17 protein-coding genes are annotated in these 21,938 nt (G+C 70.9%); 4 read left to right on the top strand and 13 right to left on the bottom strand.

What is annotated here, in order from left to right:
* Positions 1–22: 22 nt before the first annotated feature.
* The 3 genes from ccrA to AC1DP1_RS06335 form a co-directional block, all read right to left on the bottom strand.
* On the bottom strand, positions 23–1,363 hold the full coding sequence (ccrA, locus tag AC1DP1_RS06345) for a crotonyl-CoA carboxylase/reductase (RefSeq protein ID WP_477506152.1): 1,341 nt from the start codon (positions 1,361–1,363) through the stop codon (positions 23–25).
* A gap of 116 nt (positions 1,364–1,479) precedes the next feature.
* The gene (gene mce / locus AC1DP1_RS06340) at positions 1,480–1,929 is read right to left on the bottom strand and encodes a methylmalonyl-CoA epimerase (RefSeq protein ID WP_477506151.1); all 450 of its coding nucleotides are present in this window, start codon (positions 1,927–1,929) and stop codon (positions 1,480–1,482) included.
* 82 nt (positions 1,930–2,011) lie between these two features.
* Positions 2,012–2,767 (bottom strand): LamG-like jellyroll fold domain-containing protein, encoded by a 756-nt coding sequence (locus tag AC1DP1_RS06335; RefSeq protein WP_477506150.1) that lies wholly within the window; start codon positions 2,765–2,767, stop codon positions 2,012–2,014.
* Positions 2,768–3,025: 258 nt separating this feature from the next.
* Here AC1DP1_RS06335 and AC1DP1_RS06330 point away from each other — a divergent pair, with 258 nt between their 5' ends.
* Positions 3,026–4,210 (top strand): acetyl-CoA C-acetyltransferase, encoded by a 1,185-nt coding sequence (locus AC1DP1_RS06330; protein WP_477506149.1) that lies wholly within the window; start codon positions 3,026–3,028, stop codon positions 4,208–4,210.
* On the top strand, positions 4,207–5,178 hold the full coding sequence (gene meaB / locus AC1DP1_RS06325; protein WP_477506148.1) for a methylmalonyl Co-A mutase-associated GTPase MeaB: 972 nt from the start codon (positions 4,207–4,209) through the stop codon (positions 5,176–5,178). Before AC1DP1_RS06330 ends, meaB begins: the two co-directional genes overlap by 4 nt.
* Here meaB and AC1DP1_RS06320 read toward each other — a convergent pair.
* The 3 genes from AC1DP1_RS06320 to AC1DP1_RS06310 all read right to left on the bottom strand — a co-directional run bounded on the left by AC1DP1_RS06320 (position 5,175) and on the right by AC1DP1_RS06310 (position 7,213).
* Positions 5,175–5,666: a hypothetical protein gene (locus AC1DP1_RS06320; RefSeq protein ID WP_477506147.1), complete on the bottom strand. Its 492-nt coding sequence runs from the start codon at positions 5,664–5,666 to the stop codon at positions 5,175–5,177. The two genes, meaB and AC1DP1_RS06320, sit on opposite strands and share 4 nt — an antisense overlap.
* Positions 5,667–5,829: 163 nt before the next feature.
* Entirely contained in the window at positions 5,830–6,561 is a 732-nt protein-coding gene (locus tag AC1DP1_RS06315; RefSeq protein WP_477506146.1) for a Rossmann-fold NAD(P)-binding domain-containing protein, read from the bottom strand.
* A gap of 76 nt (positions 6,562–6,637) precedes the next feature.
* On the bottom strand, positions 6,638–7,213 hold the full coding sequence (locus AC1DP1_RS06310; RefSeq protein WP_477506145.1) for a GtrA family protein: 576 nt from the start codon (positions 7,211–7,213) through the stop codon (positions 6,638–6,640).
* Between the two features lie 57 nt (positions 7,214–7,270).
* Here AC1DP1_RS06310 and AC1DP1_RS06305 point away from each other — a divergent pair, with 57 nt between their 5' ends.
* Positions 7,271–8,218 (top strand): tetratricopeptide repeat protein, encoded by a 948-nt coding sequence (locus AC1DP1_RS06305; protein ID WP_477506144.1) that lies wholly within the window; start codon positions 7,271–7,273, stop codon positions 8,216–8,218.
* On the opposite strand, the gene ppdK is transcribed toward AC1DP1_RS06305, so the two are convergent.
* The 3 genes from ppdK to AC1DP1_RS06290 form a co-directional block, all read right to left on the bottom strand.
* The gene (gene ppdK, locus AC1DP1_RS06300) at positions 8,204–10,882 is read right to left on the bottom strand and encodes a pyruvate, phosphate dikinase (RefSeq protein WP_477506143.1); all 2,679 of its coding nucleotides are present in this window, start codon (positions 10,880–10,882) and stop codon (positions 8,204–8,206) included. The two genes, AC1DP1_RS06305 and ppdK, sit on opposite strands and share 15 nt — an antisense overlap.
* A 14-nt stretch (positions 10,883–10,896) precedes the next feature.
* A complete protein-coding gene (locus AC1DP1_RS06295; RefSeq protein ID WP_477506142.1) occupies positions 10,897–11,640 on the bottom strand; it encodes an NUDIX domain-containing protein in 744 nt (247 codons plus the stop codon).
* A 324-nt stretch (positions 11,641–11,964) separates the two neighbouring features.
* On the bottom strand, positions 11,965–13,812 hold the full coding sequence (locus AC1DP1_RS06290; RefSeq protein WP_477506141.1) for a multicopper oxidase domain-containing protein: 1,848 nt from the start codon (positions 13,810–13,812) through the stop codon (positions 11,965–11,967).
* 207 nt (positions 13,813–14,019) lie between these two features.
* Here AC1DP1_RS06290 and AC1DP1_RS06285 point away from each other — a divergent pair, with 207 nt between their 5' ends.
* Complete coding sequence (locus tag AC1DP1_RS06285; protein ID WP_477506140.1) at positions 14,020–14,850, top strand: hypothetical protein; 831 nt, start codon at positions 14,020–14,022, stop codon at positions 14,848–14,850.
* On the opposite strand, the gene glgB is transcribed toward AC1DP1_RS06285, so the two are convergent.
* From glgB to AC1DP1_RS06265, 4 genes are read right to left on the bottom strand one after another with little or no spacing between them, the layout of a single operon-like run.
* The gene (gene glgB, locus AC1DP1_RS06280; protein WP_477506139.1) at positions 14,851–16,806 is read right to left on the bottom strand and encodes a 1,4-alpha-glucan branching protein GlgB; all 1,956 of its coding nucleotides are present in this window, start codon (positions 16,804–16,806) and stop codon (positions 14,851–14,853) included.
* The gene (locus AC1DP1_RS06275; RefSeq protein ID WP_477506138.1) at positions 16,803–18,203 is read right to left on the bottom strand and encodes a maltokinase N-terminal cap-like domain-containing protein; all 1,401 of its coding nucleotides are present in this window, start codon (positions 18,201–18,203) and stop codon (positions 16,803–16,805) included. The genes glgB and AC1DP1_RS06275 overlap by 4 nt, the downstream gene beginning before the upstream one ends.
* Positions 18,200–19,930, bottom strand: coding sequence for a maltose alpha-D-glucosyltransferase (gene treS, locus AC1DP1_RS06270; protein WP_477506268.1), 1,731 nt, complete (start codon positions 19,928–19,930; stop codon positions 18,200–18,202). The genes AC1DP1_RS06275 and treS overlap by 4 nt, the downstream gene beginning before the upstream one ends.
* 23 nt (positions 19,931–19,953) lie before the next feature.
* Positions 19,954–21,933, bottom strand: coding sequence for an alpha-1,4-glucan--maltose-1-phosphate maltosyltransferase (locus tag AC1DP1_RS06265; RefSeq protein ID WP_477506137.1), 1,980 nt, complete (start codon positions 21,931–21,933; stop codon positions 19,954–19,956).
* Positions 21,934–21,938 lie beyond the last annotated feature (5 nt).

Raw genomic sequence — 21,938 nt, 5'->3', positions numbered from 1 at the left:
GTTCCGAGACCTCAGGCGGGGATCAGACGCCGCGGAACCTGTTGATCGCGGTCTCGTGCTCGGCCCGCATCTCCTGGTCGAGCACGCCCAGCCCCTCCTCAGGGGCGAGGCAGAGGACGCCGACCTTGCCCTGGTGGGCGTTCTGGTGGACGTCGAGAGAGGCCTGGCCGACCTCGTCGAGGGTGTAGGTCCTCGAGAGGGTCGGGTGGATCTTGCCCTTGGCGATGAGGCGGTTGGCCTCCCACGACTCGCGGTAGTTCGCGAAGTGGCTGGAGATGATGCGCTTGAGGTTCATCCACAGGTAGCGGTTGTCGTACTCGTGCATGTAGCCCGACGTCGAGGCGCACGTCGTGATGGTGCCGCCCTTGCGGGTGACGAAGACGGAGGCGCCGAAGGTCTCGCGGCCGGGGTGCTCGAAGACGATGTCGATGTCCTCGCCGCCGGTGAGCTCGCGGATCCGGGCACCGAAGCGCTTCCACTCCCGCGGGTCCTGCTGGGTGCCCTCGTCGTTCCAGAACTTGTAGCCCTCCTCGGAGCGGTTGATGATCAGCTCCGCTCCCATGCTGCGGGCGATCTTCGCCTTCTCCTCGTTGGAGACCACGCACACGGGCGTCGCGCCGCCGTTGAGGGCGTACTGCGTGGCGAAGCCGCCGAGGCCGCCGGAGGCGCCCCAGACGAGGACGTTGTCGCCCTGCTTCATGTCGCCGCCGTTCTTGCTCACGAGCTGGCGGTAGGCCGTGCAGTTGACGAGGCCGGGGGAGGCGGCCTCCTCCCAGGTCAGGTGCTCGGGCTTGGGCATGAGCTGGTTGGCCTTGACCATCGCCACGTCCGCGAGGCCGCCGAAGTTGGTCTCGAAGCCCCAGATCCGCTGCTCGGTGTCGAGCATCGTGTCGTTGTGGCCGTCAGGGCCCTCGAGCTCGACGGACAGGCAGTGCGCCACGACGCGGTCGCCGGGCTTCCACTTCGTGACGCCCGGCCCGGTCTTGAGCACGACGCCGGCCAGGTCGGATCCGACCACGTGGTACGGCAGGTCGTGGCGCTTGGTCAGCTCGCTGTTGCGGCCGTAGCGCTCGAGGAAGCCGAAGGTCGAGACCGGCTCGAAGATCGAGGTCCACACGGTGTTGTAGTTGATGGCGCTCGCCATCACCGCCACGAACGCCTCACCGGGCCCGAGCTCGGGCAGCGGCACGTCCTCGACGTGGAGGGACTTGCGGGGGTCCTTCTCCTTGGCGGTGAGGCCCTCGAACATGTCCACCTCCTCCTTCTTGACGAAGGCGGCGCGGTAGGACTCCGGGAGCTCGAGGCTCGCGAAGTCCTCCGCTGTGGCGTTGCCGGACTGGATGGCGTCGAGGATGTTCTGCACGGGTGTCTCCTGGTGAGGCATCGGGTGAGGCATCGGGGGGCACGAATGGCGGTCAAGATACCGGCGAGTAACCTCGAGCGGTCGGAGGTGTGACGTACGTCGCTCGGGCGCAGGCGTCAGTGCGGGCGGGCGGCGGGCTCGACGAGCTCGACCAGCACGCCGCCGGCGTCCTTGGGGTGGATGAAGTTGACGCGGCTGTCGGAGGTGCCGCGCCGGGGGGCGTCGTACAGCAGGCGCAGGCCGCGTCCGCGCAGCACGTCGGCCACGTGCTCCACGTCATCGACCCGGAAGGCGAGCTGCTGGATCCCCTGGCCGTTGCGCTCGAGGAACTTGGCGATCGTCGAATCGGGGGAGAGCGGCGCCAGCAGCTGGATGCACGAGCCGGAGTCGCCCACCCCCACCATCGCCTCGCGGACGCCCTGCTCCTCGTTGACCTCCTCGTGGAGGACCTCCATGCCGTAGGCCTCCCGGTAGAAGGCCATGGCCTCGTCGAGGTCGGGCACGGCGATGCCGACGTGGTCGATGGCGGTGAAGAGGTGCCGGACGTCGCTCAGCTCGGGGGTCATGGGGTCATGCTGTACGACGCCGGGCCCGGGGGCGAGGGGGTGTGACCGTCGCCACTCCCGGGGCCGAGCAGCACTCCATGGCCTATCCGAGCGTGGCGGTCCTGTCGTAGCGGCCGAGCACGGCCGCCGCGTCGATGTCCCCGACGAAGCCGAGCGGGCTGGCGCACGGGCCGCCGTAGTCGCCGACGTAGAAGTCGTCGCCGGTCGGCATCCCGTAGTAGACGCTCACCGCCGCGGGGACGGGAGTGCCGATCTGGCGGCCGTCGACGTAGAGGCGGATCGTCGTGCCGTCGAAGGCACCCATCACCGTGTGCCACTCGCCGTCCCACAAGCCGGCACCTGCATCGGCGGAGCGGTAGACGTCCGTGCCGTCGGAGACGTAGAACACCAGACCGCCGTCGGCGTCGGTGAAGAGGCCGTACGACGCGTTCTCGCACTGGAAGGCACCCTTGGACATCACGTAGCGGAAGGCGCCGGCGCCGGTGCTGCGCACGCGAGCCAGGACGGTCACGCCGTCCGGCTCCAGCGACGGGGCGTCCGGCATTCGCACGCTCTGCGCGCCCGAGAACCGCAGGGCGGCGCGCTTGAGGAGGAGCAGCTTCGGCAGGGAGACCCACGTGGGGTCGTTGGCATCGACGCCCGCGGTCGTCCCCAGCATGCCGCGGTTGCCGTTGAAGGAGAGGTCGTTGGCGACCTGGCCGGACCCCTCATCGAGGAGCCAGAGCCCCCCGACGCCTCCGGTCCGGGCGCTCGCCGGCGGGGCGGCGAGCGCCACGGCGATGGTGGCGGTCGTGGCCAGGGCGACGACGGAGGTGAGGCTTCGGTGGAACCGGTTCATCGGGCACTCCTCGTGATGGGGTGGGTGCGAGTCCCGAGTACCGCTGGCGGAGCAAGCCCAACACGTCCGCACACCCCCAGGGGTGAGGGAACCTACGGCCTCCCACAAATTGGTGACGGGGCGTCGGGCCCGGTGCGTGCTGTGACGAGCGCCTCACTCCGGGCGGCGGGGACACCCTCCCGGCGGGCGTGCCGCGGTGGGTAGTGTCCGAAGGAGAACGACCCCCGAACCTCGACCCGATCGCTGGAGGCACCCGTCATGTCTGGATCCGTCATCGTTGCCGGGGCTCGCACCCCGATCGGCCGCCTGCTCGGCGGGCTCAAGGACCAGTCGGCTGCCGACCTCGGCGGCGTCGCGATCAAGGGCGCCCTGGAGAAGGCCGGCGTCAGCGGCGACCAGGTCGACTACGTGATCATGGGCCAGGTCATCCAGGCCGGCACCGGCCAGATCACCGCCCGACAAGCAGCGGTCAAGGGCGGCATCCCGATGAACGTCCCCTCGATCACCATCAACAAGGTGTGCCTCTCGGGCATCAACGCGATCGCGATGGCCGACCAGCTGATCCGCGCCGGCGAGCACGAGATCGTCGTCGCCGGCGGCATGGAGTCGATGACCCAGGCCCCGCACCTGCTGCCCAAGAGCCGCGAGGGCTTCAAGTACGGCGACACCGCGCTCGTCGACTCGATGGCCTACGACGCCCTCTACGACCAGTTCACCCACCAGGCAATGATCAACCTGACCGACGGCTGCAACGCCGCCGGCGCCAACCTCACCCGTGAGGAGCAGGACGCCTTCGCTGCCCAGTCCCACCAGCGTGCGGCCTTGGCCTGGAAGAACGGCGTCTTCGACGACGAGGTCGTCCCGGTGACGATCCCCTCCCGCAAGGGCGACATCACCGTGGCCGAGGACGAGGGCATCCGCGGCGACACCACGGTCGACTCCCTCTCCGGCCTGCGCCCGGTGGCCAAGGACGGCAGCATCACCGCCGGCTCCGCCTCGCAGATCTCCGACGGCGCCTGCGCCGTGGTCGTGATGAGCAAGGCCAAGGCCGAGGAGCTCGGCCTGACCTGGCTCGCCGAGATCGGCGCCTCCGGCCAGGTCGCCGGCCCCGACTCCTCGCTCCAGCTCCAGCCCGCCAACGCGATCACCAAGGCGGCGGAGAAGGAGGGCATCGCGATCTCCGACATCGACCTCTTCGAGCTCAACGAGGCCTTCGCCGCGGTCGGCATCGAGTCGGCCCGCCAGCTCGGCGCCGACCAGGACCGGGTCAACGTCAACGGCGGCGCGATCGCGCTCGGGCACCCGGTCGGCATGTCCGGTGCCCGCATCGTCCTGCACCTCGCCCTCGAGCTCCAGCGCCGCGGTGGCGGCGTCGGTGCCGCCGCCCTGTGCGGTGGCGGTGGCCAGGGCGACGCGCTGATCATCCGGGTCCCGCAGGCGTGACCCGCCGGGGCGCCCTCGCGGTCCCCGACCTCGTCGCGCGTGCCCGCGAGGGTGACCCGGCCGCGGTCGCGCGGCTCATCACGCTGGTGGAGGACGCCTCGCCGCTCCTGCGCGAGGTGATGTCCGCCCTCGGTCCCGATGCCGGTCGGGCACACGTCCTGGGCATCACCGGCGCCCCGGGCGTCGGCAAGTCCACCTCCACCAACGCCCTCGTCGCCGGGATGCGGCGCGCCGGCAAGCGGGTCGGCGTGCTGGCCATCGACCCCTCCTCGCCCTTCTCGGGCGGTGCGCTCCTGGGTGACCGGGTGCGGATGGGCGACCATGCGCTCGACCGCGACGTCTACATCCGCTCGATGGGTGCTCGCGGCCACCTCGGCGGCCTGGCGTGGTCGACGCCGCAGGCGGTCCGTGTCCTCGACGCCGCCGGCTGCGACGTGGTGGTCGTGGAGACCGTCGGAGTCGGTCAGAGCGAGGTCGAGGTGGCGGGCCTCGCCGACACCACCCTCGTGCTGCTCGCACCCGGCATGGGGGACGGCATCCAGGCCGCGAAGGCGGGGATCCTGGAGATCGGCGACGTGTATGCCGTCAACAAGGCCGACCGGGAGGGCGCCGACCGCACGCGGCGCGAGCTCCGCACCATGCTCACGATGGCCGAGCGCCGCGACGGAGCCTGGCGTCCGCCGGTGCTCCAGACGGTCGCCAGCACGGGACAGGGCATCGACGAGCTGCTCGCCGAGGTCGACCGGCACGCGGCGTGGCTGCGGGAGTCGGGCGAGCTCGCCCGGCGTCGTACGGTCCGGGCGCGTCGCGAGGTGGAGGCGATCGCCCTCGCGGCGCTGCGCGAGCGGTGGGGGCGTGCCGACGCGGGCGCCGACCTCGACGCGCTCGCCCAGCGCGTGGTGGCGGGCGCGGTGGACCCCTACGCCGCGGCCGACGAGCTCCTGGCCGACGGACGGACGTCCGGCTAGGCCGTCGTCGACAACGCCTGGTGGATGTCGTCGGCGAGCTGGCGGGTCCATGCCTCCAGCACCTGCACGCTGACGCCCTGGGCAGTCACGGTGAGGAGGTGGCGCTCGCTCGCGGGCGAGGGCACCGACGCGATCACCGTGTGGCGCAGTCCGAGCGTGAGCTCCGCCGTGTCGACGGCCCGGTCCGGGTCCGGACCGCCCGGGGGGCGGGCCGCGAAGGCCGCCCTGCTCTGACGCGCCACGCGGGCGACGTCCGTCTGCGCCAGGCCGTGGACCGCCACGGTGTCGCCGTTCGCCGTCGCGAGCAGCGCGGACGACGGACCGTCGATGGCCCCCAGCACCTCGACGAGGGAGGCCCACAGGGCTCCGACGGGGGTGTCCGGCCCCGGCGACTGCTCGAGGAGCGGCTCATGGCCCCGCCGGGAGGCACGTCCGGTCCAGGAGCCGGCCCGCGCGAGCGGGTGCGGGGTGACCAGTTCTGCGGTCAAGGGACGTCCTTCCGAGGGAACGGGGGAGCGGCCGACCCGAGACGGCGACGGGTCCTGTTGGTCCCGTGTGGCTTCCGTGTGGGTGAAATGTAACCGCGGCGCACGGCTCCGCGAGGCGATTCGGAGATGTTGCCCCGAGCGCGGGTGCCCGAGCGGTCCGCCGTCAGCTGATGCGGAGGGTCTGCCCGGTGATGCGGGCGGCGGCGCTGCTCGCGAGGAACAGTGCGGCGTCGGTGACGGCGTCGCCGACCCGGGGCTGGCTGCGGACCATGGTGCCGCCGGCGACCCGGCTGCCGCCCACCGGCGCGACGCTGGGCGCGTACTGGCGGGGGAGCACGGTGCGTCCCTCCTGGAGCACGGAGTTCACCCGCACGCCCAGACCGGCCCAGTTGCGGCCGGCGCGCGCGGTCGACTCGGCCAGCTCGCGCTGGGCCGCCTCGGGGGTGCTGGCCAGCTGCAGCCAGCTGGTCACGGCGCCGGTGTTGACGACGCAGCCGCCGCCGAGGGCGGGGCTCTGGCTGAGCTTGAGCCGGAGCCGGGTCGTCAGGAACGTGGGACCGAGCAGCCCGGAGCGAGCGGCCTCGGTGATGAAGGCCTGCTCGTCGGGCGGCAGGCCGTAGGGCAGGTTGCAGGACGCCGCCAGCACCAGCACGTCGATGTGGCCGATCGTGCCGGCGAGGTGGTCGATCGAGTCCTGCCGCGCGAGGTTGACCGACTCGTAGTCGAAGGCCGAGAGGTCGTTGTCGTAGAGCGAGCGCAGCATCATCGTGCCCGTGACCGTCACCGACGCGCCGGAGGCCGAGAAGGCCGAGGCGATGCGGTGTCCTTCGCCGCGTGTGCCGCCGACCACCAGCACCTGGTAGCCGTTGAAGTCGTACGACCCCGCTGTCGTCATCGAGACGTGCCCTCCCCTAGAGACCCCGGCATGTTCTACCACGCAGTAGCTGTCGGGCGACAGGGCTGGACGGGGCTCACTCGACGCGTACGTCGTCGTCCCGGTGCTCCTCGAGCAGGTCCAGCCGCGCGGTGCGGACGGCGGCGAACGTCCACAGCTTGTTGAGCACGAACGACAAGGGGGTCACCACCGTGATCACGATGAGCTGCGACCAGTAGAGCCGGTTGCGGAGCCCGGAGGAGTCGTCGAAGACGTCGCGCGGCAGGCTGATGACGGAGTCGGGGTGCATGAGCAGCGTGAGCAGGGCCAGTCCGATGACCTGACCCACCAGGCCCACCGCGAGGAAGGGCCAGTACTCGCGCCACCAGGGTGCGGCGAGGTTGCTCTTGAACGTCCACGTGCGGTTGAGCTGGAAGTTCGTGAGGTTGGCGACCAGGAAGGCGATCGTCGAGTAGACGTGGTACCAGCGCAGGTTGAACCCGGACGAGCCGAGGGCGAGGACCGCGTCGTCGAAGTGCGGGCCGTAGCGGCGCAGCACCACCAGGGTCAGCAGGTTGACCAGCACGCCCGAGGCGCCCACGACGCCGAACCGGACGAGGAGGCCGACGTTGCGCCGGTGCCGCGTCATCAGCGCGGCTCCCCGGGATCCCATACGCCGAGGCTACCGACCCCCGCGCCCGTTCGAGGCCCACCTCCCTAGGATTGGCCCATGACGCAGCAGCCCTTCAGCCGCCCAGGTGCCATCGACCTCTCCGGGCTCGGCCAGCCGCCGGCGCCGCAGCAGGCGGCCCCGACCGCCGGCGCCGGGTCCGGGGCCGGGTCCGCCGGAGGGGCGTACTCCGTCGCGATCACGCAGGAGAACTTCCAGCAGGTGCTGCAGGAGTCGACGACGGCGCCCGTCGTCATCGTCTTCCACTCCGCGGCCCAGGCGCCGGGCAGCGAGCAGTACGCCGCCGACGTGGCCGCCGAGGCCGAGCGGCTGGAGGGCCGCCTGCTGGCCGCGCTGGTGGACGTCGACGCCCACCCCGAGATCGCCCAGGCCATGCAGATCCCTCAGGTGCCGCTGACGATGGTGGTCCTCGACGGCCGCCCGGTCAGCCAGCCGATCCCCGGGGCGCTGTCGCCCGAGGAGATCTCCACGCTGTTCAGCCAGCTCGGGCAGCAGCTCACCGCCCAGGGCATCACCGGCCGGCACCAGCCCCGATCCGGTGGCGCACCCGCGACCGAGGGTGAGGAGGAGGTCGTCGACCCGCGCTACGCGCCGGCCGAGGACGCGCTCGCCGCCGGCGACATCGACGCCGCGGTCGCGGAGTACCAGAAGCTGCTGGACGCCAACCCGGCCGACGTGGAGGCCGCCGGCGGTCTCGCGATCGCGAAGGTCATGCAGCGCACCCAGGGGGTCGACCTCAACGCCGCCCGGGCCGCGGCGGCTGACAGCCCCGACGACGTCGACGCGCAGACCCTGGTCGCCGACCTCGACATGCTCGGCGGGCACGTCGAGGACGCCTTCACCCGACTGGTCAACCTGGTCGCCCGCACCTCCGACAAGGACCGGGAGAAGGCGCGCGACCACCTCCTCGGCCTCTTCGCGGCAGTCGGCAACGACGACCCGCGCGTGCTGGCGGGCCGTCGCAACCTGGCCTCAGCGCTCTTCTGAGTCCCGCTTCCCGAGGACCGAGCGCCCGGCCTCGAGCCGGGCGACCGGCACGCGGAAGGGCGAGCACGAGACGTAGTTGAGGCCCACCTGGTCGAAGAAGTGGACCGACAGCGGGTCGCCGCCGTGCTCGCCGCACACGCCGACCTTGAGGTCGGGCTTGGTCTTGCGACCCTTCTTCGTCCCCATCTCGACCATGCCGCCGACGCCGAGCTGGTCGAGCGACTCGAACGGCGAGACGTCGAAGATCCCGTGCTCGAAGTAGCGCGAGAAGAACGACGCCTCGACGTCGTCGCGGGAGAAGCCCCACGCCATCTGGGTCAGGTCGTTGGTGCCGAAGGAGAAGAAGTCGGCGGACTTGGCGATGCGGTTGGCCAGGAAGGCAGCGCGCGGCAGCTCGATCATCGTGCCGATGGCGATGTCGAGCTTGACCCCGCGCTCCTCCTCGACCTCGGCGATCTGCTGGTCGATCTCGGCCCGGACGATCTCGAGCTCGCGCACGCTCGCCACCAGCGGCACCATGATCTCCGGCCGCGGCGTGCCGTGGGCGGCCATCCGGTCCGCGGCCGCCTCGGCGATCGAGCGAGCCTGCATGCGGAACAGGCCGGGGATCTGGATGCCCAGGCGCACGCCGCGGAGCCCCAGCATCGGGTTCTGCTCGTGGAGCCGGCGGACGTGCGTGAGCAGCTGCTTCGCGCGTTCGTCGACCTCTCCGCGCTCCTCGGCGAGGGCGACCTCGACGCTGAGCTCGGTGAGGTCGGGCAGGAACTCGTGCAGCGGTGGGTCGAGCAGCCGGATCGTCACGGGCAGGCCGTCCATGGCCTCGAGGATCTCGGTGAAGTCCTGCCGCTGCAGCGGGAGGAGCTCGTCGAGCGCGGCCTCCACGCCTGACTCGTCCTCGGCGACGATGAGCTTCTCCACCAGCTCGCGACGCTCCCCGAGGAACATGTGCTCGGTGCGGCACAGCCCGATGCCCTGGGCGCCGAAGCGGCGGGCCCGGGCGGCGTCGTCCGGGGTGTCGGCGTTGCTGCGGACCCGCAGCCGGCGGGCGCCGTCGGCGTGGGCCATGATCCGGGCGACCGCCTGGGCGAGGTCGTCGTCCAGCTTCTCGCCCTCGAAGTGGCGCACGACCACCGAGTCGGCGACCGGCACGGCGCCGGCGAACACCTCGCCGGTCGTGCCGTCGATGGAGATGACGTCGCCCTCGCGGATCGTCTCGCCGTCGCGGACGCGGAACTCGCCGGCCTTGGTGTCGACGTCGAGCGACTCGGCGCCGCACACGCACGTACGACCCATGCCGCGCGCCACGACCGCTGCGTGCGAGGTCTTGCCGCCGCGGCTGGTGAGGATGCCTCGGGCGGCCACCATGCCGCGCAGGTCGTCGGGGTTGGTCTCCTTGCGGACGAGGATGACGTCCTCGCCGCRATCGGCCCACTCCACGGCGGTGTCGGAGTCGAAGACGGCCTTGCCGACGGCGGCGCCGGGGGAGGCGTTCATGCCCTTCGCGAGGAGCGTGCGGTCAGCGGACTCGTCGAAGCGCGGGAACATCAGCTGGGCCAGCTGGTCGCCGGTCACGCGGAGCACGGCCTCGTCCATCTGGATCATGCCCTCGTCGACCATGTGGACCGCGATGCGGAACGCCGCCTCGGGGGTCCGCTTGCCGACGCGCGTCTGCAGCATCCACAGCTTGCCGCGCTCGACGGTGAACTCGATGTCGCACATGTCGCGGTAGTGGCGCTCGAGCCGCGTCATGATCTGCATCAGGTCGTCGTGGGACGCTCGGTCGATCTCGGCCATGTCGGCCAGGGACACGGTGTTGCGGATGCCGGCGACGACGTCCTCGCCCTGGGCGTTCTGGAGGTAGTCGCCGTACTCGCCCTGCGCGCCGCTGGCGGGGTCACGGGTGAAGGCGACGCCGGAGCCTGAGTCCATGCCGAAGTTGCCGAAGACCATGGCCTGCACGTTGACCGCGGTGCCGAGGTCCTCGGGGATCCGCTCCTGGCGGCGGTAGAGCCGCGCGCGGTCGGTGTTCCACGAGTCGAAGACGGCGCGGATCGCGAGGTCCATCTGCTCGCGCGGGTCCTGCGGGAAGTCGTGGCCGGTCTCGGCCTTGATGATGTCCTTGAAGGTCTCCACGACCCCGCGCAGGTCGTCGGCGTCGAGGTCGAGGTCGTTCTCCGTGCCCTTCGCCTTCTTCACCTCGTCGAGCGCCTCGGAGAAGAGCTCGGAGTCGACGTGCAGCACCGTGCCGCCGAACATCTGGAGCAGCCGGCGGTAGGAGTCCTGCGCGAAGCGCTCGGACTCGCTGCGGGCCGCCAGGCCGCCGACCGAGGTGTCGTTCAGCCCGACGTTGAGGACCGTCTCCATCATCCCCGGCATGGAGAACTTCGCACCCGAGCGCACCGACACCAGGAGCGGGTCGTCGGCGTCGCCGAGCTTCTTGCCCATCGCCTCCTCGAGCGCCGCGAGGTGCTCGGTGACCTCCTCGGCCAGCCCCTCGGGCTCGCCTCCCTCGGCGAGGTAGGCGCGGCAGGTCTCGGTGGAGATCGTGAAGCCAGGTGGGACCGGCAGGCCGAGGTTGGTCATCTCGGCCAGGTTGGCGCCCTTGCCGCCCAGGAGGTCCTTCTTGTCCTTGCTTCCCTCTGCGAAGTCGTACACCCAGGTCATGAAGGCATCCTGCCTCAGCGACCGGACTCCGTATACGGCTGGTCGCCCGCGACCGCGGCCCGCACCCTCCGGGAGGTGAAGTCGGCGGCCAGCTCGTCGACCTCCTCCAGCGTGCAGAAGCGCACGTCGCGGATCTCGCGCTCCTGCATGACCACGCGCGCGAGCACCTCGGGGTCGTGGGTGCCCCCGTCGAAGACCAGGCACACCGCGTCGTCCCAGCCACCCCACGCGGGCAGCCAGTCGGTGAGCACCAGGTCGCCTGGCTCGATGTCGAGGCCGAGCTCCTCCTCGACCTCGCGCCGCACCGCCAGCCGCGGCGACTCGCCGACCTCGACCACGCCGCCGGGGAGGTCCCAGTCGCGCTTGTAGGTCAGCTGGCACAGCAACACGCGTCCCTCGGGGTCGCGCACGAGCATCTGCGAGATCGCCCGCTTGCGGGGGAGGAAGGAGTTGAGGAGGGACCGGAAGCCCTCGGGGTGGTCGACCGGCCGGTCGTCGCGCACCCGGGCGTACACGACCCGGTCGGTCACCTCGCCGTCGAGGGTCAGCCCGCGGCTGACACCTTCCTTGAGGAGGCCGGCCCACGTGGCTGAGCGTTGCGCTTCGCGGTCCTCGAGCCCGACCAATGCCTCCACGCGCACGTGCTCGACGAGCGCGGACGCCACCTCGCGCCTCAAGTCATCGGTGGTCGCTCGATCGTCCCAGTCGATCCTCGCCACGCCGTCGGTCACCGTGATCACGCGGATGGAGGAGGACACCCGCTCACCCTAGCGAGGGGCAGCCAGCCCAACGTCGCGACGTGGGCCCGCGCCAGGGCCCCCGCCTCGTCCGGGCGCAGGCGCCCCAGGCTCACCGCCACGCCGAGTCCGTCCACGAGCGCGTGGAGCACCTACGTCCGGGGGCACGTAGCCATAGTTGGCGATCGCGAACCGGTGGTGCAGCGGACCGCTGTCCTCGTCGTCGAGGTCGGCCGCGACGTGGGAAGGCAGGGACGCCGTCGTGGGCGCCGCGATGGCGAGGCGCACGCCGTGTGTCACAACCGGGACAGATCCGTGACGAGAGCTGGCTGGCGCTGTGTCACATCAACGGACGACGTCGAAGCGGGCCATCATCCCGTGGTCCTCGTGGTCGAGCATGTGGCAGTGGATCATGAAGGGGCCGGTGTAGTCGGAGAAGCGGGCAGCGACCTCGACCTCCTCGCCGGGCTCGAGCCGCCAGGTGTCCTCCAGGCCCCGCTCCCACGGGGGCGGGCGCTTGCCGTCGCGACGCAGGGTGCGCCACTGCTCGGCGTGGATGTGGACGTAGTGCGTGACGTCGCTGGTGTTGCGGAAGCGCCACCGCTCGACGGTGTCGAGGCGGGCGCGGTGGTCGACCCGGCGCGGGTCGAACGCGCGGCCGTTGATCGTCCAGGCGCTGCCGTGGTGCGAGGACTCCTCGAGCCCGAACGTCCACGTCTGCGACACCTTCGCCGGGACGGGCGAGACCAGCTTCGGCGACGGCAGGCGTGACGGCAGCCGCGAGGCGTCCCGGGCCGGCGCGCCCACCCGGAACTCCATGACGGCGGTCTCGCGCGCGTCGTCCCCTGAGGTCCCGCTCGCGGCCGGCACCGACGCCAGCACGAGGCGCTGGCCCGTGGCGCCGCTGAAGTCGACGATGACGTCCGCGCGCTGCGCCGGCCCCAGCAGCACGCCGGACCGGACGACGGCCTTGGGGAGCAGGCCGCTGCCGGTTCCGATCTGCAGGAACGGCCGGCCGTCGGACAGCGTGAAGTTGTAGCTCGAGAAGGGCGAGGAGTTCAGCAGCCGCAGGCGGTAGCGGGTCGCCGACACGTCGAGGTACGGCGCGTAGCGGCCGTTGACCAGGACCTTGTCGCCGATCGTCGCGTCGTCCGGCGGCGCGTTGGCACCCGTCCACGACATGTCGCCGTGGTGGCCCACCATCTTCGGGCCGTCGGCGAACGGGTCGGTCAGCTGGTTGCCGCTGGTGAACGAGCGCTCCGAGACCATCAGCGGCACGTCGCGGTTGCCCGTCGGCAGGCTCAGGCCGCGCCGGGGCGGGTCGGTGACGATGAACATGCCCTGCAGGCCGCGCCAGTTGTTGCGGGCGGTGCGGTCCATCCGGTGGTCGTGGTACCAGAAGAACGAGCCGGGCTCGGGACGGCCGTCGACCACCAGCGGGTAGTCGTAGGTCCGCTCGCTGCCGCGCGCGATCAGGTTCGTCGTCGGCTGGCCGTCGTCCGCCGAGGCGTGGTGGTCGCCGTGCAGGTGCGTCGACATGGACCCGGCGCCGCGGGGGAGCTGGTTGACGACGGTCACCTCGGTGCCGCGCCCGCCCCTCCGCCTGATGGTGGGCCCGGGATAGCTGCCGTCGTAGGTCCACATCGACGTGCGCGGCCCGTGGGGGAGGGTCCGCACCTCCGCGCGGCGCATGACCAGCCTGATGTGGGCGCCATGGCGGGTGCGGGGGACCACGAGCGGCTGCTCGAAACGCGTGTCGACGGGCTCGACACCGCCGGCGACCCCCTCGACGTTGATGACGCCGCGCATGTTGGGGTGGAACTTGCAGTAGAAGGCCCACGCGCCGGCCGACAGCGACTCGACCCCGGGGACGGTCGCGGACGTGCCCGCGGGGACGCGTACGTCGAACAGGGGCGTCCCGTCGGCGGCGCGGGCAACCGACGTGACGGTGTGGTCCATGGAGTCGAGGTTGACCACGGTGACGGTGCCGCCGCCACCGACGATCACGTCGGGCGTGGCGAAGCCGGTCCGGGCGCCGCCCTCCTCGATGACGATCGTGGCGTTGCGCACCGGCTCGGCCGAGGCCCTGCGCCCATCCGGCCCCGGCCCGGCGTCGATGGCCACGAGAGCGAGGGCGCACGCCACGGCGACGACCAGCCAGGCCGTCTGCCTGCGACGCAGGATCCCCGTCATCGTCCCGAGTGTGCAGGAGCGACGGAGGGTCGGCACCCCTCGTCCGCGGTGGTCTGGACCTCGCCCGGAAGTCCCGAAAATCGGGGATGACGGGCCCGCTGGTCCGTGCCACTACTGGAAGGTGGTGCCGACGGCACCGCTCACACTTTCCAGAAGGGTAGGACCACCATGCACGTGCCCACCGGACTGCGGAGGGTGGTAGCCGTCGTGTGCGCCACAGCGCTCGCGAGCTCGCCCGTCCTCCTTGCACCCACGACCGCCGGTGCCTCCGGCGCTGCCACCACCAGCGCGCGAGCGGCCACGCCGCACCTCACCGCGCTGCTGACCAAGAAGACGATCATCGTGAGAGGGGCCGACGACCTGAGGGCCGGACGTGCGCACCTCGAGGTCCGTGGCCGCGGGATCGTCGAGTTCGTGACCTTCAAGAAGGGCTACGACATCGCCGACTTCACCGCGGACGTCAACAAGTTCGGCGCCAAGAACGACATCAAGGCGCTCAAGCGTGCGCTCAAGAACTCCACCATCGTCGGTGGCCTGTCCGGCGGCGGCACCGGCACCATCGTGTTCCCCAAGCCGGCGGCCTACACGCCGTTCTCGCTCGGTGAGCGCGGCGTGGTGACCGGCAAGACGCTCGTCGTCCACGGCCCCAAGCGCTCCTCCAAGACGCCGAGCACCGACGGCTCCATCATCGCGAAGAACGGGCCGTCGTGGGGAGGGGCTTCCCAGCTGCCCATGAAGGGTCGGTTCCAGTTCAAGAACAAGGCGGACCAGCCGCACTTCGTGGCGCTGCAGCAGGTCGCCGAGGGCACCACGACCGACCAGGTGCTGGAGGCCCTGCAGAACGAGGAGGGGCCCGAGCCCTCGTGGATCCTGCCGGCCGGCATGGAGACCGGGACGCTGAGCCCCGGCCGCAGCATGACGGTGGACTACGACCTGCCCGCAGGCCAGTACGTCGTCATGTGCTTCTTCCCCGACCCCAAGATGGGCGGCATGCCGCACGCCCTGATGGGGATGCTGAGGATGATCCACCTGACCTGATCAGGTGGCGCCGTCCTCCTTGCGGAACCACACCGTCGCCAGGGGCGGCACCACGATGTCAGCGTGCGCAGGCTGGCCGTGGTGCTCGCCCTCGGTGGCGGTGATGGTGCCGAGGTTGCCGACGCCCGAGCCGTGGTAGGACTCCGCGTCCGTGTTGAGGATCTCCGTCCACCGTCCCGCCGACGGCAGGCCGAGGCGGTAGCCCTCGTGCGGGGTGCCCGCGAAGTTGGCCACGCACACGAGGTCGGCCGCGCCGGGGGAGCGGCGTACGAACGAGAACGTGTTGGCGCCCGCGTCGTTGGCGTCGACCCACTGGAAGCCCGACGGCTCGTTGTCGCGGCCCCACAGCGCGCCGCTCTCGGCGTACGCGCGGTTCATGTCGCGCACCATCGCGTGGACACCGGCGTGCTCGGGGTGCTCGAGGAGCCACCAGTCCAGCTCGCGGCTCTCAGCCCACTCGGACTCCTGGCCGAACTCGCAGCCCATGAAGAGCAGCTGCTTGCCGGGGTGGGCCCACATGTAGGCGAGGTAGGCGCGCAGGTTGGCCAGCTGTTGCCAGCGGTCACCGGGCATCTTGCGCAGCAGCGAGCCCTTGCCGTGCACGACCTCGTCGTGGCTGATCGGCAGGACGTAGTTCTCCGCGAAGGCGTAGACGAGCGAGAAGGTCATCTGGCCGTGGTGGTGGCTGCGGTAGAGCGGGTCCTTGGAGACGTAGTTGAGCGAGTCGTGCATCCAGCCCATGTTCCACTTGAACCCGAAGCCGAGGCCACCGTCGCTCGTGGGCCCGGTGACGCCCGGCCAGGCGGTCGACTCCTCGGCGATCGTCACGATGCCGGGCACTCGCTTGTAGACGGTGGCGTTCATCTCCTGGAGGAACTGCACCGCCTCGAGGTTCTCCCGGCCACCGTCCTTGTTGGGCGACCACTCGCCGTGCTCGCGGGCGTAGTCGAGGTAGAGCATCGAGGCGACGCCGTCCACGCGCAGGCCGTCGGCGTGGTACTCCTCGAGCCAGTAGACCGCGTTGGCATAGAGGAAGTTGCGTACCTCGTTGCGGCCGAAGTTGAAGATGTGGGAGCCCCACTCCTTGTGCCAGCCGCGCTGGGGGTTGGGGTCCTCGTAGAGCGGGGTGCCGTCGAAGCGGGCCAGGGCCCACTCGTCGGTGGCGAAGTGCCCGGGGACCCAGTCGAGGATCACGCCGACGCCGGCCTGGTGGAGCCGGTCGATGAGGCGCTTGAGCCCGTCGGGGTCGCCGAAGCGCGAGTCGGGGGCGAAGTAGGAGGTGACGTGGTAGCCCCACGAGCCGCCGAACGGGTGCTGCATCACGGGCATGAGCTCGACGTGGGTGAAGCCGAGGTCGGAGACGTAGGGGACCAGTGCGTCGGCGATCTCGTCCCACGAGTAGAGCTCGCCCGAGTAGTGCCTGCGCCACGAGGCGAGGTGCACCTCGTAGGTCGACATCGCCTCGTCGACGGGCTGGCTCGTGCGGCGCTTCTCCAGCCACGCCTCGTCGTTCCACTGGTGCTGCGACTGCCACACCTTCGAGGCGGAGCTCGGCGGCTTCTCGGCGTACTGGGCCAGGGGGTCGGCGCGGTCGACCCACTGGCCGTCGGCGCCGCGGATGCGGAACTTGTACTGCGACCCGACGCCGGCGTCCTCGACGTGGACGTGCCAGACGCCGGACCCGTCGAGGCGCGTCATCGGGTGCGCCGAGCCGTCCCAACCGGCCCACTCGCCGGCGACCTGGACCTCCATGGCGTTCGGGGCCCAGACGCGGAACGACGTGCCGTCCTCGCCGGCCTGCGCGCCGAGCACCCGCCAGAGCTCCTCGTGCCGGCCCTCCCCGATCAGGTGCAGGTCGAGCTCGCCAGGAGCGTGGGTGTCCCGCGGCGCCGCCGCGGGTGTTGCCTCGGGGGTGCTCGTGGGCTTGGTCGTGGGCTTGCTCGTGGGGTCGGTCATGATGTCTCCTCCAGCGCGGCGAGAGGGATGGCGAGCCATCCCGGACGGTTGCGTGCTTCGTAGACCGCCTCGTAGACGACCTTGTCCGCGAGGTAGGCATCGAGCAGTACCCCGTTTGCGCCGTCGATCTCCTCGCCGCGCTTCTCGGTGTAGGCGGCGAGGAACGCGGCGCGGTTGCGCGCGGCCCACTCGGACGCCCGGTAGTCCCGCTGCTCGGCCTCGCCGCCGGCGTCGGCGCCACCGGTCATGGCGACCACGCGCGGGGCGTAGTCGAAGGAGCGGAGCATGCCCGCCACGTCGCGCCACACCGAGTCGGGCCTGAGCCGCTCGGCGAGCGGCTTGGCCGGCTCACCCTCGAAGTCGACGATCTTCCAGCCCTTGACGGTGCGCAGGGTCTGGCCCAGGTGCAGGTCGCCGTGGACCTGCTGCACCTCCACGGCGTCGAGCTCGCGCAACCGGGCGAAGGTCCCGCGCAGCCTGCTCTCGTGGGCTGCCAGGTCGGGTACGACGTCGAGCGCGGCGACGAGCCGGCCCTCCATCGCCCCGGCCAGCTCGCCCAGGGCGTCGGCCTCGCGCCGCTCGACCGGGAAGTGCTCGGCCAGGTCGCCGTGCACCTCGGCCAGCGCGATCCCGAGCCGCGCGGCCTCGCCGGCGAAGTCGCCGCCGACCTCGTCGGCGTGCAGGTCGGCCTCGGCGAACAGGTTGCGCACGCTGGCCAGCGCCAGGTCCCAGCCGTCGCTCGCGGTGCGGAGGAACTGCTGGAGCATCGCGAGCTGGATGGTCGTGTTGGTGTCGTCGTCGACGAGGTCGAGCCACCCGTAGAGCGCGGCGACGTGCGTCGAACCGGCCTCGGTGAGGACCTGGTGGATCGCGATGTCGGGGTTGACCCCCGGGGTCACCTTGCGGAAGACCTTCATCAGCGCGTCCTCGCCGAACGCGACCGACGAGTTGGACTGCTCGCCGGAGAAGAGCGTCGAGTGGGCCTCGATGTCGAGGTCGTGGCCCGGCAGCCGGTGGAACATGAGGTCGCCGCGCACGTCTGACGGCGGCCTCGGCTCGACGCCGTGCCGGGCGAACGCCGCCAGCCACAGCGCCATCGCCTGGCGGTCGTGCAGGGCGTCATAGACGTGCGCGCGCCCGAGCTGGTCGTCGTCCCACTCGCCGATGAGCGCGTGCGAGATCCGCTCCTGCGGCTCGGCGTAGAACGCCAGCGGCAGCTGGTAGAGGTCGGTGGACCCGTCGTCGTACGTCACCTCGGCTAGCTGGATCGCGACCCGCAGGCCCTCGGGGGCGTCGGGGAGCTCACCGACGCGGCGCACGGCCGTCAGCGTCCAGTCGCGCCCCTTGCCGCCGAACCACCGGGCCTCGCTGATCCAGCTGGTCAGGTCGTCGTTCACGATCCCTCCACCCCCGCGCTCGTCGGTTCGGTCAGCCTCAGCCAGAGGAAGCCGTAGCCACCCAGGGTGAGCAGGTAGGGCAGCTCGCCGACGGCCGGGAACGGCACGCCGCCCAGCAGCTCGACGGGGACCATGCCCTCCCACTGCCGCAGATCGAGCTCGACCGGCTGCGGGAAGCGGGACAGGTTGTTGACGCAGAGGATCACGTCGCGGTCGTCGTCCCCGCGGTGCTCACGGATGTAGGACAGGACGCTCGGGTTCGAGCCGCCGAGGTCGACGAAGTCGCCGAGCCCGAAGGCCGGGTGGCGGCGCCGCGCGTGGACCAGGCGACGCGTCCAGTGCAGCAGCGAGGAGGTGTTCTCCAGCTGCGCCTCGACGTTGACCGACTGGTAGCCGTAGACCGGGTCCTGGATCGCCGGCAGGTGGAGCTTGCCGGGCGTGGCGGCGGAGAACCCCGCGTTGCGGTCGGGCGTCCACTGCATCGGCGTACGCACGCCGTCGCGGTCACCGAGCCAGATGTTGTCGCCCATCCCGATCTCGTCGCCGTAGTAGAGGACGGGCGAGCCGGGCAGCGACAGCAGGAGCGCGGTGAAGAGCTCCATCCGGTTGACGTCGTTGTCGAGGAGCGGGGCGAGCCGGCGGCGGATGCCGATGTTGGCCTTCATCCGCGGATCGTGGGCGTACTCCGACCACATGTAGTCGCGGTCCTCGTCGGTCACCATCTCGAGGGTGAGCTCGTCGTGGTTGCGCAGGAAGATGCCCCACTGGCAGCCGTCGGGGATCGACGGGGTCTGCTCGAGGATCTCCGAGATCGGGAAGCGCGACTCGCGGCGCACCGCCATGAAGATGCGTGGCATGACGGGGAAGTGGAAGGCCATGTGGCACTCGGTGCCGATCCACCGGCCGTCCTCGGTCTCCTCGGGACCGAAGTACTCCACGACGTCGGCCGGCCACTGGTTGGCCTCGCAGAGCAGCACGCGCCCGGGGTAGTTCTCGTCGACGAAGCGACGGCACTTCTTCAGGAAGTCGTGCGTCTCGGGGAGGTTCTCGCCGTTGGTGCCGGGGCGCTCGTAGAGGTACGGCACCGCGTCGAGCCGGAACCCGTCGAGGCCCATGTCGAGCCAGAAGGCCATCGCCTCCAGCATCGCGTCGTGGACCTTGGGGTTGTCGAAGTTGAGGTCCGGCTGGTGGTGGAAGAACCGGTGCCAGAAGTACTGCTGCCGCACCGGGTCCCACGTCCAGTTGGACGGCTCGGTGTCGACGAAGATGACGCGGGCGTCCTGGTAGAGCTCGTCGGTGTCGGACCAGACGTAGAAGTCGCCGTAAGGCCCCTCGGGGTCGCTGCGGCTGGCCTGGAACCACGGGTGGGCGTCGCTCGTGTGGTTCATGACGAAGTCGATGATCACGCGGATGCCGCGCTGGTGGCAGGCGTCGAGGAACTCGTGGAAGTCCTCGACCGTGCCGCACTCGGGGAGGATGTTGTTGTAGTCGGCGACGTCGTAGCCGCCGTCGCGCAGGGGCGAGGTGAAGAACGGCGGGACCCACAGGCAGTCCACGCCCAGCCACTCGAGGTAGTCGAGCTTCTCGATCAGGCCCTTGAAGTCGCCGGTGCCGTCGCCGTTGGAGTCGCGGAACGACCGCACCAGCACCTCGTAGAAGACCGCCGTGCGGAACCAGTCGGGCTCCGCGTTGAGCACGGCGGTCGCGCGGGTCGCGTCCGTCGGCATCTGGGACGAGGTGGGGTGGTCGGTCAACGGGTCCTCCTGACGGCGATCACGTGGGCAGGTTCGTAGCCGGGGTCGAGCCGGACGTAGTTGTGCGCGGTCCAGCTCCAGTCCTCTCCGGTGATCTCGTCGTGGGCGACGAAGGAGTCGTGCCACTCCAGGCCGAGGGCCGGCATCTCGAGGTGGATCATCGTCTCGCGCGTGCCGTGCGGGTCGAGGTTGATGACGCTGATGACCACGTCGTCGCCGTGCTTCTTCGAGAAGACCAGCACGTGGTCGTCGTCGCTGGAGTGGATCGTCACGTTGCGCAGCAGCTGGAGGGCCGGGTGCTGGCGACGGATCTCGTTGAGCCGCGTCAGGTAGGGAGCGAGCGTGGTGCCCTCGGCGTCGCGCTTCTCCCAGTCGCGGATGCGGATCTGGAACTTCTCCGAGTCGAGGTACTCCTCCGACCCGGGCTTGACCGCGACGTGCTCGAACAGCTCGTAGCCGGCGTAGACGCCCCAGCTGGGCGACCCGGTGGCGGCGAGGGTCGCGCGCACCTTGAACGCCGCCGGTCCGCCGTACTGCAGGTAGGCGTGGAGGATGTCGGGGGTGTTGACGAAGAAGTTCGGTCGCATCAGGTGGTCGGACTCGCTCGAGACCTCGAGGAGGTAGTCCTCGATCTCGCGCTTGCCGGTGCGCCAGGTGAAGTAGGTGTAGCTCTGGTGGTAGCCGACCGCGCCGAGGCCGTGCATCATCGCCGGCCGGGTGAACGCCTCGGACAGGAAGAGCACGTCGGGGTCCGTACGACGTACCTCCGCCAGCAGCCACTCCCAGAAGGCCAGCGGCTTGGTGTGCGGGTTGTCGACGCGGAAGATCCGCACGCCGTGAGACATCCAGAGCTTCACGACCCGCAGCACCTCGCGGCAGATGCCGGCCGGGTCGTTGTCGAAGTTCATCGGGTAGATGTCCTGGTACTTCTTCGGCGGGTTCTCGGCGTACGCGATCGTCCCGTCCGCCCGCGTCGTGAAGAACTGCGGGTGCGTGGTCACCCACGGGTGGTCGGGCGCCGCCTGGAGCGCGAGGTCGAGGGCCACCTCGATGTCGAGCTCACGAGCACGCGCCACGAAGGCGTCGAAGTCCTCGAACGTCCCGAGCTCGGGGTGGATCGCGTCGTGGCCGCCGTCCTTGCTGCCGATCGCCCACGGCGATCCGGTGTCCTCGGGGCCCGGGGTCAGGGTGTTGTTGGGGCCCTTGCGGTTGACCTCGCCGATCGGGTGGATCGGCGGGAGGTAGAGGACGTCGAAGCCCATCTCCGCGACCCGGTCGAGGCGCTTGGTCGCCGTGCGGAAGTTGCCGCTGGTGATCTTGCCGGTCTTCGCGTCGCGCGTCGCGCCCTCCGAGCGTGGGAAGAACTCGTACCAGCTGCCGAAGAGCGCGCGGGTGCGGTCGGCGCGAAACCGGAACGGCCCCGTGACGGTGAGCAGCTCGCGCAGCGGGTGCGCGAGGAGGACGGCCTCGAGCCCGGGGTCCTGGAGGGCGGCGAGGCGCGCGCCGGCGGGACGCTCGGTGTCGGTCGCTGCCGCGATCGCGCCCGAGACGACGGCGGCGGACGGCTTGTCGAGCGCGTCCTTGCCCGTCCCTGCGGCCACGCGCTCCAGCAGGAGCCGCGCCTCGGTGAACATGAGCTCCACGTCGACCCCGGCGGGGACCTTGATGCCCGCGTCGTGCTCCCAGGTCGCGACCGGGTCGGACCACGAGTGGATCTCGAAGGTCCACTCGCCCTCGACGTCGGGCGTCACGTGGGCGACGTAGCGGTTGGGCGCCTCGCCGTCGGGTCGCATCCGCACGGGCTCGCGGGTACGTCCCTGCGGATCCGTGGCGACCACCTCCGCGGCGAGCTGGTCGTGGCCCTCGCGGAAGACCGAAGCGCGTACGGGCAGCGGCTCCCCGACGGTGGCCTTGGCCGACTGGCGACCCAGGTCGACCACGGGAGAGACATCCATCACGGGTATCCGTCCAACCATGGCCC

Source organism: Nocardioides sp. P4_G10 (genome assembly GCF_056401175.1).
This window is presented reverse-complemented; position numbering and strand designations above follow the sequence as displayed.